Below are 22,169 nucleotides of genomic sequence, written 5' to 3'. Positions count from 1 at the left end.
ATTCAAAAACAGGGTGTTTTTGGACTTAAAGTCATATAAAATCACTAATTTTCACAAATTTTCAATTGTTTTTGGAGGTTTATTGATAAAAATCAAATTTAGATGAGCAAATTAACAGCTGCAATTACTGCTGTAGGGTCATATGTGCCAGACTTTGTAATGACAAATAAGATTTTGGAGACTTTGGTGGATACCAATGACGAATGGATTACGACCAGGACAGGTATCAAGGAAAGGAGAATCCTAAAGGGCAAGGGCCTAGGAACTTCTTATCTTGCCATAAAAGCTGCAGAGCAACTGTTGGAAAAACGAAAATTAGATCCTAAGGAGATCGATCTAATTATTGTTGCCACTGCAACTCCGGATATGATGGTTGCTGCCACTGCTGCCTATGTGGGTTCGGAAATAGGGGCAACCAATGCCTTTGCCTATGATTTGCAAGCGGCATGTTCCAGTTTTTTATACGGCATGTCTACGGCGGCCAGCTATATAGAATCAGGGCGATATAAAAAAGTATTGCTTATTGGGGCCGATAAAATGTCCTCAATTATAGATTATACCGACAGGACTACCTGTATTATTTTTGGGGATGGTGCCGGTGCTGCGCTTTTTGAACCTAATAACGAAGGTCTTGGGCTCCAGGACGAATATTTAAGATCTGACGGTGTAGGAAGAAATTTCCTTAAAATGGATGCCGGAGGCTCCTTACTTCCTGCGTCTGAGGAAACAGTTAAGAATCGCCAACATTTTATTTACCAGGACGGTAAGTCGGTATTTAAATTTGCGGTCACCAATATGGCAGATTCCGCGGCCAAGATAATGGAGCGAAATAATTTGTCGCATAAAGATGTTGACTGGTTGATACCCCATCAGGCCAATAAGAGAATTATAGATGCCACTTCCAATAGAATGGGATTGGACGATTCCAAGGTCATGATGAATATACAGAGGTACGGCAATACCACCTCCGCAACTCTACCCCTTTTATTGAGCGACTATGAAAGTCAACTTAAAAAAGGCGATAATTTGGTTTTTGCAGCCTTTGGTGGTGGTTTCACCTGGGGCTCCATATATTTAAAATGGGCATACAATTCATAAATCTGACGCAACCTATAAACTAAAACGAACTCTATGGATATTAAAGAAATTCAAAGCTTAATTAAATTTGTGGCCAAATCTGGGGCTAGTGAAGTAAAATTGGAGATGGAGGATATAAAGATCACCATCCGAACCGGAGCAGCTGGGCATACACAAGAACCAACTTATGTACAGCAAATACCTATGGGTGGCCATATGCCACAGCCGATGGCAACAGCTCCTGCAAGTACTCCTTCCGTTGAAGTAGAGGTAAAAAAGGAAGCGGAAGAAAATTCAAAATACGTTACCATAAAATCGCCTATAATAGGAACTTTCTATAGAAAACCCTCTCCTGACAAGCCATCTTTTGTTGAGGTTGGGGATACTATAGGTAAAGGTGACGTGCTATGTGTCATAGAAGCAATGAAATTGTTTAACGATATTGAATCCGAAATTTCAGGTACTATTGTTAAAGTGCTGGTAGATGATAGCTCTCCAGTAGAATTTGATCAGCCTTTATTTTTGGTAGATCCATCATAAGAAGTTTTAAATGCTAAATGTCGGATGACGATTTTATATAGTCGGTCCGAATCATTTAAAATTTAGAATTCAAAATTTAAAATTTCAAAAGATGTTTAAGAAAATACTTATTGCAAATAGGGGGGAAATAGCGCTACGTATTATTAGGACCTGTAAGGAAATGGGTATAAAAACGGTAGCGGTGTATTCCAAAGCGGATGAAGAAAGCCTACATGTGCGTTTTGCGGACGAAGCGGTTTGTATAGGTCCTGCCCCAAGTAGCGAATCCTATCTAAAAATACCAAATATTATTGCAGCGGCCGAAATTACCAATGCCGATGCCATACACCCAGGATATGGTTTTCTTTCCGAAAATTCCAAATTTTCCAGAATATGTGCTGAGCACGATATAAAATTTATTGGGGCTACTGGCGAACATATAGATAGAATGGGGGATAAGGCCACTGCCAAAGAAACCATGAAAAAAGCTGGTGTACCTTGCGTGCCTGGCTCAGAAGGCCTATTGAAGGATGTGGATGATGCTAAAAAGGTGGCCAAAAAAATGGGCTATCCCGTAATGATCAAAGCTACCGCTGGTGGTGGAGGTAAGGGAATGCGTGCCGTTATGTCCGAGGAAAAGATGGAAGAACTTTTTACCAGTGCTGTTAAGGAGGCAACTGCCGCTTTCGGCAATGGTGGTATGTACATGGAAAAGTTGATCGAGGAACCACGCCATATAGAAATCCAGATCGTTGGGGATCAATACGGTAAGGCCTGTCACCTGTCGGAAAGGGACTGCTCTATTCAACGTCGCCATCAAAAATTAACAGAAGAGACGCCTTCCCCGTTCATGACGGACAAGCTACGGGACGATATGGGGAAAGCTGCTGTAAAGGCTGCTGAATATATAAAATATGAAGGAGCTGGAACGATAGAGTTTTTGGTGGATAAGCACCGGAATTTCTATTTTATGGAAATGAATACTAGGATTCAGGTAGAACATCCAATAACAGAACAAGTTATAGATTATGACCTTATCAGGGAGCAAATACTAGTTGCCGGTGGGGTGCCCATCTCAGGGAAAAATTACCTTCCAAAGCTGCATTCTATAGAATGTAGGATAAATGCAGAGGACCCTTATAACGGATTTAGGCCTTCTCCGGGAAAAATAACCACCTTGCATACCCCGGGCGGACACGGAATTAGATTGGATACCCATGTGTATAGCGGCTATACCATTCCCCCGAATTATGATTCCATGATTGCAAAGCTTATTACAACAGCCCAAACAAGGGAAGAGGCCATCAATAAAATGAAGCGGGCATTGGATGAGTTTGTTATTGAAGGTATCAAGACAACCATTCCCTTTCATAGACAGCTCATGGATCATCCAGATTACTTGGCCGGGAACTATACCACAAAGTTTATGGAAGACTTTGTAATGGCACCACAGCCAGCGGAATAATCAGATTTAATAGAATAGTATTATTGGATATAGGCGGATTAAACGGTTGGGCAACCAACAGTTTAATCCGCTTTTTTGGTTTAAAGGATTATTGAAGGAACCCTTTACCATTAGTTAGACATATCTAAATAAATAATAACTTTATTCCTGTATTGCTTTTTTAAATAATTTTTAAAGTCCTAGCCCACATGAACCTAAGTTATTGGGAATATAAAACTTGGTTATCCAATACCGATTTTACCATTGTAGGTAGTGGGATCGTTGGGTTAAATTGTGCGCTACAATTAAAGAAAAAATATCCCCAGGCCAAGATATTGGTCTTGGAAAGGGGCCTGCTACCTCAAGGGGCCAGCACAAAAAATGCAGGATTTGCTTGTTTTGGCAGTATTTCAGAGGTTTTGTCCGACTTAAAGGAGCATTCCGAGGAAGATGTCCGGCAATTGGTGCAAAAGCGCTGGGAGGGGGTACAATTGCTGAGGGAGAATTTAGGTGATAAACAAATGGACTATCAAAACCATGGAGGGCATGAGGTTTTTTTAAAGGGACAGGAGCGGCTATATGTAGATTGTATGGGAAGTTTGGATATGGTAAATTCCTTGTTGAATCCAATATTCAGGGCCGACTCCTTCCTAGTGAATTCCAATAGCTTTAATTTTAAAGGGGTTCAGAAGAATTATATTACAAACCCGTTCGAAGGTCAGATCAATACGGGTAAAATGATGAAAGCCTTATTGGACAAGGTGCAAAGTTGTGGCGTGATTATCTTGAATGCTATTGAGGTCGAAGGCTTTGAAGCGATTATAGATCACATTGCTGTTAAAACCGATCAATTCGAATTTAAGACGAATAAACTGTTCATTGCTACCAATGGTTTTGCTTCCCAATTGATCAAGGAAATGGTAAAACCTGCCCGAGCACAGGTGTTGATTACCAAACCAATAAAAAATTTGCCTTTAAAGGGAACCTTTCATTTGGATGAAGGCTATTATTATTTTAGGAACATTGATAACCGAATTCTTCTTGGAGGAGGGAGAAATCTGGATTTTGAGGGGGAGGAAACCAGTGCTTTTGGGGAAACCGCTTTGATCCAGGATAGGCTGGAGGAGATATTGAGTACCATTATCTTGCCCAATACACCAATTGAGATAGACTTGAGATGGAGCGGTATTATGGGTGTGGGAAATATGAAGAGTCCTATTGTAAAGCAACTTGCCAATAATGTGTATTGTGGGGTACGGATGGGGGGTATGGGAATTGCCATTGGTAGTTTGGTCGGCAAGGAATTGGCTGAGCTGGCGAAGCGAAATTAATGTAATACCTACATGGCAAAAAATCATATAATTTTTAAATTAATGCATTTTAGATGGACCAACCTGTAAAACAACAACTATATTCGTTTTGTAAAGCCTTTATAGGGAATAGGTTAGAACGTATCCAAAAGAATATTGATTCCCTCCAGGAGGCATTGACCTCTGAGACCAAAAGTAGTGCTGGCGACAAGCATGAAACCGGTAGGGCCATGATTCAGCTGGAACGGGAAAAACTGGGCAATCAGTTAGCTGAAGCACAGTTACTTCAGGAGTTGTTCAAAAGGATACCGTTGCGGTCTGGTTTGTCCCAAGTGGGATTGGGTAGTGTGGTGCGTACCGACCAACAAAATTATTATATGGGGATCAGTGCTGGAGAATTGAAGATAGATGGGGTATCCTATTTTGCCATTGCACCCAATACGCCTATCGGGAAATTGTTTTTGGGAAAACAAGTGGGTGATATTGTTGATTTTAACTCAAGAAGAATTGTAATACAAAGAATTGAGTAGATTTTTTATATCTGCTTAGCATAGTATTTAGTTTTAGAATATTATTAAGTCTTATTATGGTTGAAATTATTGATCTAAGCCAAGAAATATATTCTGGGATGCCAGTGTATAAGAGCCTTCCCGAAGTAAAGATGGAAATGTACGCCTCCCATGAGGAATGGGGCGGGATTACCGAAAGCAATACGGTATCTCCAAGTGTCTACAAATTGGATATGAGCGAACATACAGGGACCCATGTGGATTCCCTGAGCCATATGGGTCGGGAATTTAGGGGCCAGTCCATAGATACGATGCCGCTCTCTATGTTTTATACAGAGGGGATATGTTTGGACTTGTCCCACAAAGGTCTAAAGGAATTAATTGAGCCTATGGATTTGATATCGGCTTGTAAGGAGGCGGGGATGAGCATTAAAAAGGGGGATACGGTGTTGTTGTACACAGATCACTATAGAAAGACATATGGAAGTGCCGATTGGGCACATGGACCTGGACTAAGTGCAGTGGCTACACAATGGTTGGGACAGCAAGGCATTTCTGCGTTTGGGGTGGAAATGATGTCGCCAGGTATTCCAGGGGTATCCAATAAAGAAGTGCATCATATTTGTGGAGAGATGGGCTTTACCCACTATGAAAACATGATTAATTTACAACTCCTTATTGGTCGCGGTCGCTTTAGATTTATAGGATTGCCTTTGAAAATTAGAGGAGGTACCGGATCTCCTGTCCGTGCAGTAGCCCTTTTTGGGGAAGGGAAACTATAGATGATTACCCGCGGTTTAATCCAATTTAGGCTTGCCTCGATTTAGTTTTTTAAGGGCGGCCCTTTTTTTGCTCTTTAACCGCTTTTCAATGGCCGATCTAGTGGGTTTGGTCTTTTTTCTTCTTTTTGGGATCACCAAATTGGCTTCCAGGGTTGCTAGGAGTTTTTGAATGACCAATTCTTTGTTTTTGTGCTGACTACGGGTTTCCTCGCATTGCATTAGAAGAATGTTTTCTTTGCTCAGTTTGGAAGACAGTTTTTTGAGAAGTCTATTTTTTTCCTGTTCTGTCAAGGCATTGGAGTTTTCCAGATCAAAAGCCACTTCAACTTTGGAGGAAACCTTGTTTACATTTTGCCCCCCGGCCCCACTGCTCCTGACCGCTTTAAATTTTAACTCCTGTATGATACCGTCCTTGTTCAATGGGTTACTGTGGTTTTAGACGTTGGCTTATGGTTTCCAGGGCAATATTGAGGAATACCTTTTTATTAATGGCAATGGATTCATCAGAATTGAACCGTATTCTATGCTCCCTGGAGGTTGCTTCAACCAAAAAATAACTCCCCATAAAATAGCATTTTTCTACGATTACCGGGATTCCTTTTTTTTGTGAAACCCTAAATTCATGTGCATAAACAATAATTTCCCGTTCCAAATCGCCATAAGATTTAATTATGTTTATAGGAATAATGTTGGCCTCCCCAAATAAGGTGGCGGTATAAATATTCTTCGGGTTGTTATAAAGATCTTTAGTGTTGGCATTGGCCATTATTCCTTGATTTTTGAGCACTATGATCCTATTGGCATAGGGCAAAATGTCCTGGTGGTCATGGGTGGCAGTGATACAAGTGATCCCCTCTTTTTTCAAATATCCAAAGAGATTTCTTCTCAGTTGGTTCTTTCTAAAATTGTCTATGTGTCCAAAGGGCTCATCCAGCAAAAGCAATTCTGGTTTTTGGGCCAAGACCCTAGCCAATGCTACCCTCTGCTGTTGCCCACCGCTAAGGTTTTTAACCTTAACATTAGCGAAGGAAACCATGTCTATCATTTCCAGTAATTCTTCTGTCCTTGCCTTTAATTCCTCTGGATAAAAGACAGATAGAAATTGACTTACATTTTCTGCCACGGTGGTGAAGGGCATAAGATCAAAATCCTGGGAAAGGTATTTCATGTAAGACTCCCCTGGCACTAGATTATAATCTGGGCCCATCACCTGTTTTTCTCCCCAAAATATATCGCCTTGCTGAGGCTGCAATAGGCCGTAAATAATTTTTAGCAGGGTGCTTTTTCCACATCCGCTTTCCCCTACAATGGAAATATGTTCTCCTTTTTCTACCTTAAAATTGATATCGGTTAGTACCGGTATTTTATCATAGGAGAACGAAAGGGAATTGACTTGTAACATGGGCTAAAACTAAAATGTACCTCGAAGGGATAAAAAAAGTCCATTTCTAAAAGAAACGGACTTGGAAACAAAATTATCGATTTTTTTTAAACTAATCCTTAAAATCTTTTAAAACTCCCTTGTTGGGGAGTTCCTTAAAGCCCATATTGTACAAAGTGAAGCCAAATATATCAACATTTTGCTCAATGGTCTTGCTCACTGGAGTTCCTGCTCCATGGCCGGCATTGACTTCTATCCGAATTAATGTGGGGTTGTGCCCCTTCTGCTTTTCCTGCAATTCCGCGGCGAATTTAAAACTATGCGCCGGCACCACTCTGTCGTCATGATCGCCTGTGGTGATTAGGGTAGCAGGATATTCTATCCCTTCCCGAACATTGTGTACAGGAGAATATCCCTTAAGGTAATTAAACATTTCCAAGTTATCCTCGGAGGTTCCGTAGTCATAGGCCCACCCCGCACCGGCAGTAAATGTATGATATCGGAGCATGTCCAGAACGCCCACAGCAGGCAAGGCTACTCTTACTAAATCCGGTCTTTGGGTCATGATAGCTCCCACCAACAGTCCACCATTGGAACCTCCTTTAATGGCCAAATAGTCCTTGGAGGTATACTTTTTGGCAATTAAATATTCTGCAGCTGCAATAAAATCGTCAAAGACATTTTGTTTTTTGGTTTTTACACCAGCATTATGCCATTTTTTACCATATTCACCTCCTCCTCTTAGGTTAGGTACAGCAAATATGCCACCTTGCTCCATCCAAACTGCATTGATAACACTAAATGTCGGAGTAAGGCTTATGTTAAAACCCCCATAGCCGTATAAAATGGTAGGATTATTACCATTTAAATCCAATCCCTTTTTATGAGTGATGATCATGGGTATTTTGGTACCGTCCTTGGAAGAATAAAAAACTTGTTTGGACTCGTACTCTTCCGCATTGAAATCTATTTCCGGTTTCCAGTAGACTATGTACTCACCTGAATTTATATCCAATTTATAAATGGATTCAGGAGTGTTGTAATTGGTAAAAGTGAAATAAAGTTCCGTTTCCTTTTTTTTTCCACCAAAACCACCGGCACTTCCCAGCCCTGGAAGTATTAGTTCACGTATCATTTTACCTTTGCTATCATATTGATACACTTTGGAAATGGCATCTACCATGTATTCCGCAAAGAAATAACCTCCACCTGTGCCCACAGAAAGTACATTAGGTGTTTCGGGAATTAGATCTGTCCAATGTTCCGGTGTGGGATTTTCAGCCTCTACGGTAACGACTTTCTTATTGGGGGCATTTCTATTGGTCAAAATGAATAATTTGGACCCCACATTGTCTATAATTTGGCTATCGCTGTCCGTAGTGTCCATTATGGTGATTAATTGGCTTCCAGGCTGGGTCAAATCTTTTATGAACAACTTATTTCCCGAGGTTGAGACAGCGGCCGAAATAATGAGGTACCTATCGTCTTCAGTTACGTAACCGCCAACATACCTATGCTTTTCTGTGGGTATACCACCGAAAATAACTTCGTCTTCGCTTTGCTGGGTACCAAGTTTGTGGTAGTAAAGCTTGTGTTGGTCGGTTTTGGCAGATAACTCACTGCCTTTTGGCTTATCATAACTTGAGTAAAAGAAACCGTCGTTTCCCTTCCAGGAAACCCCACTAAATTTAATGTCTACCAGGGTATCTTCCACTATGGATTTATTCTCTACATTGATCACGATTACTTTTCGCCAATCGCTTCCACCTTCGGATATGGAATAGGAGGCTATAGAACCGTCCTTGGAGAAACTTATTCCCGCCAATGAGGTCGTGGCATCTTTGGAAAATGAATTGGGGTCCAAAAATACCGTTGCTTCCCCTTCCTCTCCCTTTTTCCGGTACAATACATTTTGATCTTGTAGTCCATCGTTCTTAAAAAAATAGATGTAATTGCCTTCTTTGAACGGAGACCCCAGCTTTTCAAAATTCCATAATTGTTCCAAACGTTTTTTTATGTCTTTTCTAAACGGAATTTTTTCCAGATAGTTAAAAGTAGTCACATTTTGTTGCTTTACCCAATTCTCAGTTTCAGGGCTTCTGTCATCTTCCAACCAACGGAAGGGATCAATGACTTTGGTGCCAAAATAGGTGTCTACGGAGTCAACTTTTTTTGTGTTGGGATATTTCAAAACGATAGTGTTTTTTTCCTTGGTCTCACAGGCCAACATCAGTAAATAGGCTAGTGGGATCAATAATAATGTCTTCATTTATGGATGTTATTGACCCAAAAATAGCATAAAAAAAACCTTTGTAAATACTGCTTACAAAGGTTTTAACATCTTGGCCTTCACGCTTCCTCCATCGAATGGAATGGAAGGGTGTTTTCATTAATATTATAGTATGGATATTACTATACCAAGTGGTTCTCAACTAAATATTCTGCAATCTGTATGGCGTTTGTGGCGGCTCCCTTTCTTAGGTTGTCCGCAACGATCCACATGTTCAGGGTGTTGGGTTGTGTTTCATCCCTTCTAAGACGCCCTACAAAAACATCATCCTTATCATGTGCATATATGGGCATTGGGTAGGTATTGGTATCCGTATTGTCCTGGACAACAATCCCTGGAGTTTCACTTAATAACCTTCTTACCTCAGACAGTTCAAAATCGTTCTCAAATTCTACGTTGACCGACTCTGAATGACCTCCGGCAGTTGGGATACGAACAGCCGTTGCAGTAACGGAGAATGAGTTATCGTTAAATATCTTTTGTGGCTCTTTGGCCAACTTCATTTCTTCTTTGGTATATCCGTTGTCCAGGAATACATCACAATGGGGCAATGCATTTTTTCCAATGGGATATGGATATGCCATTTCGCCTTGTATTCCGGCTATTTCGTTTTCCAATTGCTGAACGGCTTTAACACCTGTTCCAGAAACGGATTGGTAAGTAGAAACAACTACTCTTTTCATCTTGTATTTATTATGCAAGGAAGATAGTGCCAATACCATCTGAATGGTAGAACAGTTTGGGTTTGCTATAATTTTATCATCCTTGGTAAGCTCCGCTGCGTTTATTTCAGGAACTACCAATTTTTTGGTAGGATCCATACGCCAAGCAGAGGAATTGTCGATTACCGTGGTACCAACTGCCGCAAATTTGGGCGCCCATTCCAAAGAGGTGTCCCCGCCTGCCGAAAAAATGGCAACGTCCGGTTTGGCAGCTACCGCAGTTTCTAGGCCGATTAGTGTATGTTCCTTACCTTGGAAGGTTAATTTTTTGCCTACGGATCTTTCGGAGGCTACCACCAATAATTCAGTTACAGGAAAATTACGTTCTGCCAATACTTTTAGCATCACTTCCCCTACCATTCCTGTTGCACCAACTACAGCTACTTTCATTACGATCAAATTAAAAATTTCAGTTGGCAAATGTACTGATTATGGGCTATTAAACAATACAAAATCTCTAAAATATTAAAAATATAACAATTTGTTACAAATTACACAATAAACAAAAAGAACCGTCAGCTGGGATACGCTATCCAAGTTGACGGTTTTTGTTGGTTAGTTGGCAGTGTAGCGGTTAGACCCTGAATTAACTCCAGGGTCCAATATGTTTAATTCTTATATTATTTTTTTAGTAAATCCCTGATCTGGGTCAAAAGCTCCTCTTGACTTGGGCCCTTGGGAGCTGCAGGAGCTTCCTCTTTAGGTTTTTTGGTTTTGTTGTAAGCCTTAACTATAACGAATAAAACAAAACCTACAATAATTAGGTTGATAATAGAATTTATCCAAGCCCCATATCGGATGGCGCTTGCTGGTTTTTCGACCGTTCCGTCTGCGGCCATGACTGCTTCTGACAGCACAATTTGCATATCGGAGAAATCCACCCCTCCTGTAAAATATCCTACAATAGGCATCATAATATCGTTGACAAATCCGCTGACGACCAAGCCCACGGCCCCTGCCAATAATACTGCAACGGCCAAATCAATGACATTGCCAGTCATAATAAAAGCCTTAAATTCTTTTAACATAATTAGTGTTTTTATTGATTAATAGTGTATGCAATTTAACAAAAAAATGGCAGTCCAAATAAATTGTTACTAGATTCGGTCATTTAACCAGTGGATGCTAAGCAAGGCTCAACAATTATAATACCAGCTTATTTAATTTTACGCGATATATATTCGTTTTACCCGCTGCGAAATTCCAGTAAGCAGTTCATAAGTAATGGTTTTGGCAGAGGTAGCCAATTGCTCGGCGCTGTGCTCCTTGCCAAAAACAATAACCTCGTCTCCTTCCCTGCACTCAATTCCAGTGACATCGATCATAATCATATCCATACAGACATTGCCTATAATGGGGGCCAATTTTCCGTTAACCCAGACCTGACCAATACGGTTACCGTATTGTCTGCCAATTCCGTCGGCATGGCCCACGGGAAGTGTTGCCGAGACCTTGGGGGTATTGGATACAAAAGCCCTATTATAGCCGACACTTTCATTGGGTTCTATTTGATGGATCTGTGATATAATAGTTTTAAGGGTCCCGACAGGAATCAACTTTTTATCTTCGGCGGCTTCGTTTCCATAGCCATAAAGTCCGATCCCGCTCCTTACCATATCGTACTGCGCCTCAGGGTAATTAATAATTCCAGAGGTGTTCAACATATGCCGATGGGGTCTGTATCCTAATTTCGACATTATGGTCGAGCTTATTTTTTCGAATTGCCGGATCTGCGAGACAGTAAAATCCTTTTCACTCAAATCCTCTGAAGCCGCTAAATGGGAAAAAAGGGAGCTGATTTTTACTTGATCTGCTCCTTCTAGAGTGTCTAAGATGAAGTCGACATCCTTTTCCCCAAACCCCAATCTGTTTAATCCGGTGTTAAATTTTAAATGTACCGGGTAATTTTTTTGGCCCAGTTCTTTGGCAATTATTAAAAAGGAGGAGAAAATCGCCTGGGAATAGAGACTGGGTTCCAAACATTTTTCTATCATCGTGGCAAAACTTACCTGTTGGGGATGCAATACCAATATGGGCAATTTAATTCCAGCATTTCTTAAAGCCACTCCTTCTGCAGTATAGGCAACTGCAAGATAATCTGCGCCCAGGGATTCCAATTTTTTGGCAATGGCAATTGAATCGCTTCCATAGGCAAAAGCCTTCACCACTCCGAGAAATTTGGTACCGGGATCAATCTTAGACCTTAAATAACGATAATTGTGTTCCAGTGCCCTAAGGTCAATTTCCAGAACAGTTTCTCCGACCTTAGCCATTCGATTTTTTTTGAGGTGGTACTACTTCCTCGGAAGTAACTTCTATGGCACCTACTTTTTCTTTTAACATGGCTTTGTAGTATGCAGCCCTACTCAGGGGTTCATATTCTTCAGTTTCTCCAAGAAAAACTAATTTATTGTTGTTGGCTTTTCTAAAGCTGTAGTTGGCAAGATTACCGGTACGAGTGCAAACGGCATGGACTTTCGTGACGTATTCGGCCGTGGCCATCAAAGCTGGCATTGGCCCAAAAGGATTGCCTTTGAAATCCATATCCAATCCTGCCACTACAACCCGGATACCCTTGTTGGCCAGATCGTTGCATACAGTTACAATTTCATCATCGAAGAATTGGGCCTCATCAATCCCTACCACATCGCAGCCATCCGCCAAAAGACGAATATTGGCAGCGGCCGGTACAGGGGTAGATCTAATTTCATTGGCATCATGGGAAACCACCATTTCCTCATGGTATCTTTGGTCTACCATGGGCTTGAATATTTCCACTTTTTGCTTGGCAAATTTGGCGCGCTTTAATCTTCGGATCAGTTCCTCGGTCTTGCCAGAGAACATGGAACCGCAGATTACTTCAATCCATCCGAATTGTTCTTTGGGGTTAACAGTATTTTCGAGAAACATTTTGTAATTTTAGACGAAAGTAATTTGTTTTCCGTTTATTTATTTAGGAGGCATAAAATTATTAAAAAAATAATCCTTTTGGTATTAATGTTGGCAAAACTTGGTAATCTTGGTTACTTGGTTTTTTAAGGACCTAATTATTACCTTATGGGAATTGCTATATTAGAGTTCTAATTGGGCTCCTGCTAATTATAAAACATATTCAGATGAAAAAGAAACTAAAAGAGGAATTGAGAAAATTATCAACAGAAATAATAACCTCGAGAAACCTAAATGATTACTCGGCCTTATACGAAACTGCCAAGGAATTATACGAAAAGTTGGCAGTTCTTAAATATATTGAAGAAAAATTGAATGAGGTGGAGATCGATGTTTCCAAGAATGCCATCGCTGCCAAATTTGAAACAATGGCCAACTCGGTTTTAAGTGCAAATTCTTCAGTACCGGAAAGTAACCCGCACGAAGAAGATATTATTATTCCAGGAATCGATACTATAAAGGATATGGTGTCCGAGATGCCAGGATCCACGACCATAGACGAGGTTCTGTCCCAATTTACCAACAAGCCGGATCTTATTAAAAACGATAAGGATCTATTTATGCCCAAGGAGGTGAAAACAGGGGGTACTTCCCATTCTGTGGAGCATAGTTCTAAAAGGGTATTGAAAATAGATTTGAACGATCGTCTGGCATTTGTAAAACATCTCTTTAACAATAATATGGAAGATTACAACAGAGTGTTGTCCCAGTTGAGTACTATTGACAGTGAAGAGCGATCTGTTTCGTTTATTGCAAATATGGTAAAGCCAGACTATAATAATTGGGAGGGAAAGGAAGATTACGAGCAAAGATTTTTGAACGTAATTGCCCGCAAATTTGCGTAAATCTGTCTTAGTACGCGATAATAAAAATCATTTAATTTTGTCACTTCCCACCTGCAATTGTACAAGAGCTGGTGTTTAATAGAATTAATGGGGAAATTATATATAGTGCCTACTCCTATAGGTAACTTAGAGGATATTACATTGCGCGCTATCCGGGTGCTAAAGGAAGTGGACCTTATTTTGGCGGAGGATACCCGTACCAGTGGAAAATTATTGCATCATTACAATATTGATACTCCCATGCAAAGTCACCATATGCACAATGAGCATAAAACGGTAGATGGTGTTGTAAGGCGATTGCAGGCTGGGGAGAATGTGGCACTAATATCGGATGCCGGGACACCGGCCATTTCAGATCCCGGTTTTTTACTTACCCGTGCCTGTGTAGAAAATAATATAGAGGTGGATTGCCTACCTGGTGCTACCGCTTTTGTTCCTGCCTTGGTGAATAGTGGTTTGCCAAACGATAAATTTGTTTTTGAGGGCTTCTTACCCGTGAAAAAAGGAAGACAAACCAGACTAACATTACTCGCCGAGGAACCTAGGACAATCATTTTTTATGAATCGCCCCATAAATTGGTCAAGACCTTGTCACATTTAGAAGCCTATTTCGGATCGAATAGGTTGGTTTCTGTATCGCGGGAGTTGTCAAAAATGTATGAGGAAACCAAAAGGGGTACGGTAAAGGAAATCTTGCAATACTATACAGATAACCCGCCCAAAGGGGAGATCGTTATTGTGGTTGCAGGTAAAAAATAATGGAACTATTATTATCGGAAATAAGAAATTGCGAAGTATGTAAGTCCCATTTGCCCTTGGGCCCAAGACCGGTTGTTGCGGCACATCCCGACGCCAAGATTGTTATTATTGGTCAGGCACCCGGCATTAAGGTGCACCAAACTGGAATTCCTTGGGATGATCCCAGTGGGAAGCAGTTGAGAAATTGGCTCAATATATCGGATTCCGTTTTTTATGATGAAAGCAAAATAGCACTGATGCCCATGGGCTTTTGCTATCCCGGCCGAGGCAAAGGCGGCGACCTGCCGCCCAGACCGGAATGTGCGCCCTTATGGCATAGCGCCTTACTATCTAGGATGCCGTATTTGGAACTAATTATTCTTATTGGCACCTATTCCCAACAATATTACCTTGGTAAAACCGCTAAACGAACCTTGACGGAAACCGTAAAAAGCTATCGGGAATTTTTACCGCAATACTTTCCTTTACCGCATCCTTCCCCCAGGAATAGGTTTTGGCAATCTAAAAATCCGTGGTTTGGTCTGGAGGTGGTACCTGAATTACAGAAAAGGGTTGGCAGAATACTACAATATTGATTTCCATGAGTTTAATTTTTAGAATATACTTGGGTTTTCTTTTCCGAATGCGAGCTCAAAAGTAGTTTAACCTATAATTGGGAAGTTTGTCTAAAACCTTTTATGCGGCAATTCCTTTAGGCTACCTTTGAAGAACCATAGCATAAGTAGGTTAAGTTCATGGTAAGATTTGGGGAAAAAAGGCGGAGCTGTGCTTCGCCTTTTTTATTGCTGAATATCAGTATTTTAACCTTATATCGATGGCTTTTTCCTGTTAATATGCCCCATCTTCAAAAAAAATCCATGGATAATATTTCATTATTTTTTTGTTATTTCTCACAATACCAGTATTTTAGTACTGCCATAGCATAAGTAGGTTAAGTTTATGGTAAGATTTGGGACGAAAAGGGTGGAGGCTTCTCCACCCTTTTCTATTTTTTGGATGTAAAAAAGTCCGCTCGTCAAAATTTTGACGAGCGGACTTTAATTTATGCTAAGGACCGCTCTATAAAAGCAAACAAAAATTATCCTTTTGAGTAATCATAGCTTTAGCTAGATAACCAGGAATTTTCGAAGTCCTTGATAAGGGCAACCTTATTTGTTGGAATTGTAGGAAGCGGCTACCTTATCCCAATTAACTACATTAAAAAAGGCATTGATGTAGTCAGGTCTTCTATTCTGATAATTTAGGTAGTAGGCATGCTCCCATACGTCCAATCCTAAAATAGGAAATCCTTCACAGCCAGTGCCCGGCATAATTGGATTATCCTGGTTTGGAGTTGAACATATTTCCAGTTTCCCTCCTTTATGAACACACAACCAAGCCCAACCCGAGCCAAATCTTGTAGCTGCTGCTTTGGAGAAAGCATCCTTAAAGGATTCGAAAGATCCAAAAGCAGATTTTATGGCATCAGCAAGATCACCAGAAGGTTCTCCGCCACCATTCGGCGACATAATTTCCCAAAACAGAGAGTGGTTATAGAAACCTCCTCCATTGTTTCTCACAGCTGCATTGGACATGTCCAAGTTGCTCAAAATATCCATAATGGATTTTTTTGACAGGTCTGTTCCTTCTATAGCGTTATTTAAATTGTTAGTGTACCCGTTGTGATGCTTGGTATGGTGAATTTCCATTGTTCTTGCATCGATATGTGGTTCCAAAGCGTCATACGCATAAGGTAATTTAGGTAATTCAAAAGCCATAATGTTTTAGTTTTTATGTTAAAAAATGTTGTTTCCCAAAATTACGGTTTTATGATATAAATTCAACTAATAATTTGTTAAGAACTGTTTAATATTGCTTATTTTGCGACTAAAATAACGTGCAGGACGCTCCTTACAAAATATATAATGCCTCTGCTGGCTCTGGCAAGACCTATACCCTTGCAAAAGAGTATTTAAAAATTATACTTTCTTCGGATTTTAATAGAAACTATCGTAGTATCCTGGCCATTACATTTACCAACAAGGCGGTAAATGAAATGAAACAGCGCATTTTGGGCAGTCTATTTGCCTTTGGAAAAACAGCGGGGAATCATGAAACTCCTGTTATGCTGGTGGATATTTCTCAGGAACTAGGAGTGGATATAAATACACTACGAAATAGATCCAAGAAGGTGCTCAAGGAGATTCTTCATAATTACGCTTTTTTCGATGTTTCCACTATTGATAAATTTACCCATAGACTAATGAGGACTTTTGCGAAGGATTTAAAACTGCCCCAAAATTTTGAAGTGGTACTGGATACAAAATTACTGTTGGATGAAGCTATTGCAAAACTTATCAACAAGGCCGGTGCCAATGCACAATTGACCAAGGTATTGATAGACTTTGCCTTGGAAAAAATTGACGATGATAAAAGTTGGGATATAGCTTTCGACCTGCAAAAGATAGGAACTTTATTGTTCAATGAAAACCAAGCGCCCCATTTAAAAAAACTTGAAGACAAAGGCATCGATGATTTTTTGGAATTAAAAAAGGAACTTCTACTTCAAATACGGGCCAATGAGGTTAAAATCCTTGATCGGGCAAGAGAGATCCTTACTATTATAGAGGAGAATAATTTGGAATTCAATAATTTCAAATCGGGCTACTTCCCAAAATTTATCGCCAAAATCGCCTCTGGGGATCTAAATATGGATTTCAACGCCGGTTGGAAGCAAAATTTTGAAACGGAGCCCTTATACACCAAGACCTGCCCACAGGAATTCAAAGATATTCTGGACGGTCTTCATCCCAGGTTTATCGGTTTGTTTAACGCAATAAAGGATAATTACATTGCCCTAGCCTTATTGAGGAACGGCTACAACAATATAGTTCCCCTTACGGTTCTCAGCGCTATTCAACATGAGATTAAAACCTTGGAACAAGAGCGCGATCTTTTGCCCATATCCTCCTTCAATAGTATTATTTCCAAAGAAATAAAAAATCAGCCAGCACCATTTATATATGAGCGGATAGGTGAAAAGTACCGTCATTACTTTGTAGATGAGTTTCAGGACACTTCCGAAATGCAATGGAACAACTTAATACCCTTAATAGGCAACGCCTTGGAAAGTGAGGACCATCAAGGAAAAATAGGTTCGTTGCTTTTGGTAGGCGATGCCAAACAAGCCATATACCGATGGAGAGGCGGTAAGGCTGAGCAGTTCCTAAACCTTATCAATCTGAAGGAAAATCCGTTTGTATTTCCTCCATCCACGGCAAATTTACCTGCGAATTATAGGAGTCATGAGGAGGTAATAAAGTTTAATAACGATTTTTTTACCGTTACTAGTCCTTTCTTGAAGAATACCATATATAATAAGTTGTTCATTGAAGGCAATAGTCAAAACTACAATAGTAAAAAAGGAGGTTTGGTGCAGCTTTCCTTTATAGATGTGGAGGAATCCCAGGAGGAAGATGGGGAATATTGTAATTTGGTGTTGAATATCTTAGAAGAGGTTTTACAAAAGAAATATTCCTTAAGGGATGTGTGTATCCTTACCCGTAAAAAGAAACATGGTATTCTTTTGGCGGATTTTCTAATGCAAAGCAATATTCCCATTATTTCATCTGAGACCTTATTATTAAATAGCAACCCAAAGGTAAGGTTCCTGGTCAATTTATTGCATTTTAGTATGCAGCCCAAAGAAATGGAAAGGTGTTATGAAATACTGAGCTTTCTTTCTAGGGACATAGAAAATAGGCATCAATTTATAAATGGCAATATTAATAAGGTAGCCCAGCTGCTTACGGAAAACTACGGATTTAATGTGGAGATTATTGGGCAATCCTCAGTGTACGACGGATTGGAATATGCCATTAAAAAATTTGGGTTGGCCAATACCTCGGATGCCTATATAACCTATTTCTTGGATGTTGTTTTGGAGGTAGAGCAAAAGGAAGGAGCAAATGCCCAGGTCTTTTTGGCTTATTGGGATAAGAAAAAGGAGAGTTTGAGCATTACCGCTCCCGAAAATGTGGATGCCGTACAGATAATGACCGTTCATAAATCCAAGGGATTGGAGTTTCCAATTGTAATCTTCCCTTTTGCCAATACCTATATATATGAAGAAATGGATGCCAAATTATGGCTCCCCGTAAATCCTATTTCCTTTAAGGGATTTGAAGAAATTTTGATCAACAAGAAACAGGAGGTAATAAGTTACGGTCCGCTAGCGGAATCCCTTTATAATGAGGAACAGCATAAATTGGAATTGGATGCCTTTAATTTGCTTTACGTAGCATTGACTAGGGCGGTTAAGGGACTATATGTTATTTCCAAGAAGGACATTACACTAAAGGGAGAGCACAAACCAAATTACTATTCCGGTTTATTTATTCACTACTTAAAGGAAAAGGGGCTGTGGGAGGAGACCAAGACCTCTTATCGATTTGGAAATCTTGAAATTCAGGAGGAACCTTTCAACCAAGGGGAACATCAGGATAAGATAGCCCATTTGTACACTTTTAAGGAACGACCAGAGTTTAGGATCTTGACCAAGGCGGGGGCCCTATGGGACACCGAGAGGGGAACGGCCATTAGTAAAGGAAATTTGCTCCATTATGTAATGGGGTTGATAGAGACGGTTGATGATATAGATGCTGCCATTGATGTGCTAATTAGAAATGGGGACCTTTCCTATAATGATGGCCCAGTAATGAAGGAAAGAGTAAAGACCATAGCTTACCACCCACAGCTAATGGGCTACTATACTAAAGGAAACCTGATAAGGAATGAACAGGACATCCTTACCAAAAATGGAAAAGTACTTCGCCCTGATAGGCTGGTAATTAGTGATGTTAAGGCTACGATTATAGATTATAAGACAGGGAAAAGAAATCCTGCATACCATGAGCAAATCTATTCCTATGCAGATGCATTGGAGGCTATGGGGTATATAATCGAAAATAAAATCCTTATATACATTAATGAGGATATTACGCTTCACTTTATTTAATTGATTATTGGGTATGGAAAGATCAAGGAACATTTACAGCAGGAAATATTGGATATAAAGGAAGCCGGACTCTTTAAGGAGGAGCGGATTATTAACTTACCAAGGACCCAGTAATTTGAACATCTACGGGGAGGTTATAAATTTTTGTGACAATAACTATCTGGGACTATCGCCTATACCTAGCTGAAACGGGTCGCCGAGGATACCTTGGCACCCGCCATTGTAGGGGTCTCCATTAAGGTTTTGGGGATGTTATGTGAGAATACCGATCTGAGGGATAAACTGGAGAGGAATACAAAATACTTCATGATACTTCATGGAAGTATAAAAAAAACTGGTTTTGATATTATTGAAGGGGAATTTGCCTTAGTTCCTGTAATGTTATAGGATGCCAAAATAACCCCAAAAATGGCCAGTATACCAATGAAAAGAGGTATTTACGACATAGGATTTTTTAATATTGTACTACTGAATGGCCGGGCAAGGGCTCGCGGACAACTTTCCGTGGCCCAGGGCATGGCACACTTGCATGGAGGAATAGCCGCTTTTTCTGTAGTTGGCAATGCGCAAAATATCGATTAAATGCGTCCTTTTCCCTGTCAAATACGTTAAAAAAATTAAGAAAACAATTTTGTTAATAATTTTTAACAACTTACATTTGCAGCTAATAAACACTTAAACTTAAAAATTTGAACATGAAACATCTTAGCAAATTATTGGTTGTTGCCTTACTTTTTGTAGGTTTTAACAACGTACAAGCGCAAGACGAGAATAACCCTTGGCAAGTAAGTTTCGGAGCTAACGCAATCGACGTGTATCCTACAGGTGATGCTGACGCCCTTATGAACCACGGGTTCATGGCCGGAGAATTTGGCGATGAGTTCTTTAATGCAACTGACCATTGGAACATCCTTCCATCTATTTCCTATGTAGGAGTATCTAAGTATGTAGGTAGTGGCTTCTCTATTGGAGCAAGAGGTTCTTTGAACCGTATTGACAAATTGGGAGATGTAAGTGTAGACGATTTGTCGCACTATGCAGTTGATGGTACAATTAAATATAATTTCTTAAAAAACACAGCAATCGATCCATTCATCGAAATTGGTGGAGGTTACACTTGGGTTGATGAAATTGGTGCCGGAACCGTAAATGGTGGTGTTGGACTTAACATTTGGTTTACTGACAACATCGGTTTAACCTTACAAACTGCTTACAAGCACGCTTTCGAAGATTACGGTGTTAAGCATTTTCAACACTTGGCCGGTCTTGCTATCAAATTTGGTGGTACTGATACAGATGGTGACGGAATATATGACAAAGATGATGCCTGTCCAGAAGTTGCTGGTTTAGAGATGTTCAACGGATGTCCAGATGCTGACGGTGATGGTATTGAGGATAGCAAGGATGCTTGTCCTAACGAGGCCGGTTCTAAAGAAATGAACGGATGTCCAGATGCTGACGGAGACGGTGTTGCCGATAAGGATGATGCTTGTCCAAGCGAAGCTGGTCTTGCTGCTTTAGCTGGTTGTCCAGATGCTGACGGAGACGGAGTTGCCGATAAAGATGACGCTTGTCCTAACGAAGCTGGTCCTGCTGCCAACAAAGGATGTCCTTACCAAGATAAGGATGGTGACGGTGTATTGGATAAAGATGATAAATGTCCAGATGTTGCCGGTACTGTAGCTAATGAAGGTTGTCCTGAAGTTACTGAAGAAGTTCAGAAGCAATTGAACGAATACGCTAGAACAATCTTGTTCGATACTGGTAAATCTTCTATCAAAGCAGAATCTACTTCTGTAATGGTTGATATTATCACTATCCTTAAAGAGTATCCTACTGCTAAATTTACTGTAGAGGGTCATACTGATAGTGTAGGTAGTGCTTCTTTGAACCAAAAATTATCTGAGTCAAGAGCTCTTTCAGTAAAATCTTTCTTAGTAGAGAAAGGTATTGAAGAGTTTAGGTTATCTGCTGTAGGTTACGGTGAGGATAAGCCAATCGCTACCAACAATACAAGGGCTGGTAGAACTCAAAACAGAAGAGTTGAAATTAACTTGGTGAAGTAATTTCCAAGTAGTTTTAAAATTATAAAGGAGAGCCCCGCAATTGCGGGGCTTTTTTTGTTTAATATTAACAGGATATATTTCTAAAATATATTCGGGTCTAGACCAATTTTTGGGTTTATTCAATAGCTGTAGTTATTCTGTGAGGGAAGAATTCATATTTTTTTGAAAAAAATATTGAATCAGCTTATGAATAATGAATCCAGCAAAAGAAATTCATGTATAGCCTCTTCTTTCATTTTACTCAAGTGATTTCTATTGTTTTTCATCGGTTTTCGTGAATCTCCGATTTCTTTGCTGTCCAATGAAACAGACGCAGGAGGTTCATGAATACCTTATTCCAAAATAGACAGGCAATGAATAAAACGAAACAAAAGAAAAGACCTTTCTTCACTATGTGGTCCCTAAAATCTTGAGATTTTAGGGAACGATGCCATGGCCTAAATTATTTCCAAGGCTTCAATAATTCTTTACGGCCATGCCATCTCCACCACGGAAGAAGACCGACCAAACAAAAGGCTTT

At 40.1% G+C, this 22,169-nt stretch carries 20 protein-coding genes; 12 read left to right on the top strand and 8 right to left on the bottom strand.

The window, feature by feature from the left end:
- Positions 1–102: 102 nt before the first annotated feature.
- The 6 genes from MWU84_RS06335 to MWU84_RS06310 all read left to right on the top strand — a co-directional run bounded on the left by MWU84_RS06335 (position 103) and on the right by MWU84_RS06310 (position 5,641).
- Positions 103–1,098: a beta-ketoacyl-ACP synthase III gene (locus MWU84_RS06335; protein ID WP_246899589.1), complete on the top strand. Its 996-nt coding sequence runs from the start codon at positions 103–105 to the stop codon at positions 1,096–1,098.
- 33 nt (positions 1,099–1,131) lie between these two features.
- The gene (gene accB / locus MWU84_RS06330; protein ID WP_246899587.1) at positions 1,132–1,617 is read left to right on the top strand and encodes an acetyl-CoA carboxylase biotin carboxyl carrier protein; all 486 of its coding nucleotides are present in this window, start codon (positions 1,132–1,134) and stop codon (positions 1,615–1,617) included.
- A gap of 91 nt (positions 1,618–1,708) precedes the next feature.
- On the top strand, positions 1,709–3,061 hold the full coding sequence (gene accC / locus MWU84_RS06325) for an acetyl-CoA carboxylase biotin carboxylase subunit (RefSeq protein WP_246899585.1): 1,353 nt from the start codon (positions 1,709–1,711) through the stop codon (positions 3,059–3,061).
- A gap of 188 nt (positions 3,062–3,249) precedes the next feature.
- The gene (locus tag MWU84_RS06320; protein ID WP_246899583.1) at positions 3,250–4,371 is read left to right on the top strand and encodes an FAD-dependent oxidoreductase; all 1,122 of its coding nucleotides are present in this window, start codon (positions 3,250–3,252) and stop codon (positions 4,369–4,371) included.
- 53 nt (positions 4,372–4,424) lie between these two features.
- Positions 4,425–4,880: a 3-oxoacyl-ACP synthase gene (locus MWU84_RS06315; protein ID WP_246899580.1), complete on the top strand. Its 456-nt coding sequence runs from the start codon at positions 4,425–4,427 to the stop codon at positions 4,878–4,880.
- A 56-nt stretch (positions 4,881–4,936) separates the two neighbouring features.
- Positions 4,937–5,641: a cyclase family protein gene (locus MWU84_RS06310; protein WP_246899577.1), complete on the top strand. Its 705-nt coding sequence runs from the start codon at positions 4,937–4,939 to the stop codon at positions 5,639–5,641.
- A 15-nt stretch (positions 5,642–5,656) separates the two neighbouring features.
- Here MWU84_RS06310 and arfB read toward each other — a convergent pair whose 3' ends face one another.
- The 7 genes from arfB to MWU84_RS06275 all read right to left on the bottom strand — a co-directional run bounded on the left by arfB (position 5,657) and on the right by MWU84_RS06275 (position 12,944).
- On the bottom strand, positions 5,657–6,061 hold the full coding sequence (gene arfB / locus MWU84_RS06305; RefSeq protein ID WP_246899574.1) for an alternative ribosome rescue aminoacyl-tRNA hydrolase ArfB: 405 nt from the start codon (positions 6,059–6,061) through the stop codon (positions 5,657–5,659).
- A gap of 4 nt (positions 6,062–6,065) precedes the next feature.
- Positions 6,066–7,043: an ABC transporter ATP-binding protein gene (locus MWU84_RS06300; RefSeq protein WP_246899570.1), complete on the bottom strand. Its 978-nt coding sequence runs from the start codon at positions 7,041–7,043 to the stop codon at positions 6,066–6,068.
- A 91-nt stretch (positions 7,044–7,134) separates the two neighbouring features.
- Positions 7,135–9,291, bottom strand: a complete 2,157-nt coding sequence (locus MWU84_RS06295; RefSeq protein WP_246899567.1) for a prolyl oligopeptidase family serine peptidase — start codon at positions 9,289–9,291, stop codon at positions 7,135–7,137.
- A gap of 143 nt (positions 9,292–9,434) precedes the next feature.
- Positions 9,435–10,424, bottom strand: a complete 990-nt coding sequence (locus MWU84_RS06290; protein WP_246899565.1) for an aspartate-semialdehyde dehydrogenase — start codon at positions 10,422–10,424, stop codon at positions 9,435–9,437.
- Between the two features lie 230 nt (positions 10,425–10,654).
- Positions 10,655–11,062 (bottom strand): large-conductance mechanosensitive channel protein MscL, encoded by a 408-nt coding sequence (mscL, locus tag MWU84_RS06285; RefSeq protein WP_246899562.1) that lies wholly within the window; start codon positions 11,060–11,062, stop codon positions 10,655–10,657.
- Between the two features lie 138 nt (positions 11,063–11,200).
- Positions 11,201–12,307, bottom strand: a complete 1,107-nt coding sequence (gene alr / locus MWU84_RS06280) for an alanine racemase (RefSeq protein WP_246899559.1) — start codon at positions 12,305–12,307, stop codon at positions 11,201–11,203.
- A complete protein-coding gene (locus MWU84_RS06275; protein WP_246899557.1) occupies positions 12,300–12,944 on the bottom strand; it encodes a thymidine kinase in 645 nt (214 codons plus the stop codon). The genes alr and MWU84_RS06275 overlap by 8 nt, the downstream gene beginning before the upstream one ends.
- A gap of 206 nt (positions 12,945–13,150) precedes the next feature.
- Here MWU84_RS06275 and MWU84_RS06270 point away from each other — a divergent pair, with 206 nt between their 5' ends.
- From MWU84_RS06270 to MWU84_RS06260, 3 genes are all read left to right on the top strand, one after another.
- On the top strand, positions 13,151–13,828 hold the full coding sequence (locus tag MWU84_RS06270) for a hypothetical protein (protein WP_246899555.1): 678 nt from the start codon (positions 13,151–13,153) through the stop codon (positions 13,826–13,828).
- A gap of 87 nt (positions 13,829–13,915) precedes the next feature.
- Complete coding sequence (gene rsmI, locus MWU84_RS06265; protein ID WP_246899553.1) at positions 13,916–14,587, top strand: 16S rRNA (cytidine(1402)-2'-O)-methyltransferase; 672 nt, start codon at positions 13,916–13,918, stop codon at positions 14,585–14,587.
- Entirely contained in the window at positions 14,587–15,162 is a 576-nt protein-coding gene (locus tag MWU84_RS06260; protein ID WP_246899551.1) for a uracil-DNA glycosylase family protein, read from the top strand. The genes rsmI and MWU84_RS06260 overlap by 1 nt, the downstream gene beginning before the upstream one ends.
- Before the next feature lie 573 nt (positions 15,163–15,735).
- On the opposite strand, the gene MWU84_RS06255 is transcribed toward MWU84_RS06260, so the two are convergent.
- A complete protein-coding gene (locus MWU84_RS06255) occupies positions 15,736–16,344 on the bottom strand; it encodes a superoxide dismutase (protein WP_246899548.1) in 609 nt (202 codons plus the stop codon).
- Between the two features lie 119 nt (positions 16,345–16,463).
- On the opposite strand from MWU84_RS06255, the gene MWU84_RS24405 reads away from it, so the two are divergent.
- The 3 genes from MWU84_RS24405 to MWU84_RS06240 all read left to right on the top strand — a co-directional run bounded on the left by MWU84_RS24405 (position 16,464) and on the right by MWU84_RS06240 (position 21,649).
- Positions 16,464–19,583 (top strand): UvrD-helicase domain-containing protein, encoded by a 3,120-nt coding sequence (locus tag MWU84_RS24405; RefSeq protein WP_246899546.1) that lies wholly within the window; start codon positions 16,464–16,466, stop codon positions 19,581–19,583.
- Positions 19,584–19,991: 408 nt separating this feature from the next.
- Positions 19,992–20,165 carry a hypothetical protein gene (locus MWU84_RS06245; protein ID WP_246899544.1) on the top strand — a complete coding sequence of 58 codons (174 nt, stop codon included), beginning with the start codon at positions 19,992–19,994 and terminating at the stop codon, positions 20,163–20,165.
- A gap of 113 nt (positions 20,166–20,278) precedes the next feature.
- A complete protein-coding gene (locus tag MWU84_RS06240; protein WP_246899542.1) occupies positions 20,279–21,649 on the top strand; it encodes an OmpA family protein in 1,371 nt (456 codons plus the stop codon).
- The last annotated feature ends 520 nt before the right edge of the window (positions 21,650–22,169 follow it).

This window comes from Arenibacter sp. F20364 (assembly GCF_023015905.1).
In the GTDB taxonomy this organism is placed as follows: Bacteria; Bacteroidota; Bacteroidia; order Flavobacteriales; family Flavobacteriaceae; genus Arenibacter.
This window is presented reverse-complemented; position numbering and strand designations above follow the sequence as displayed.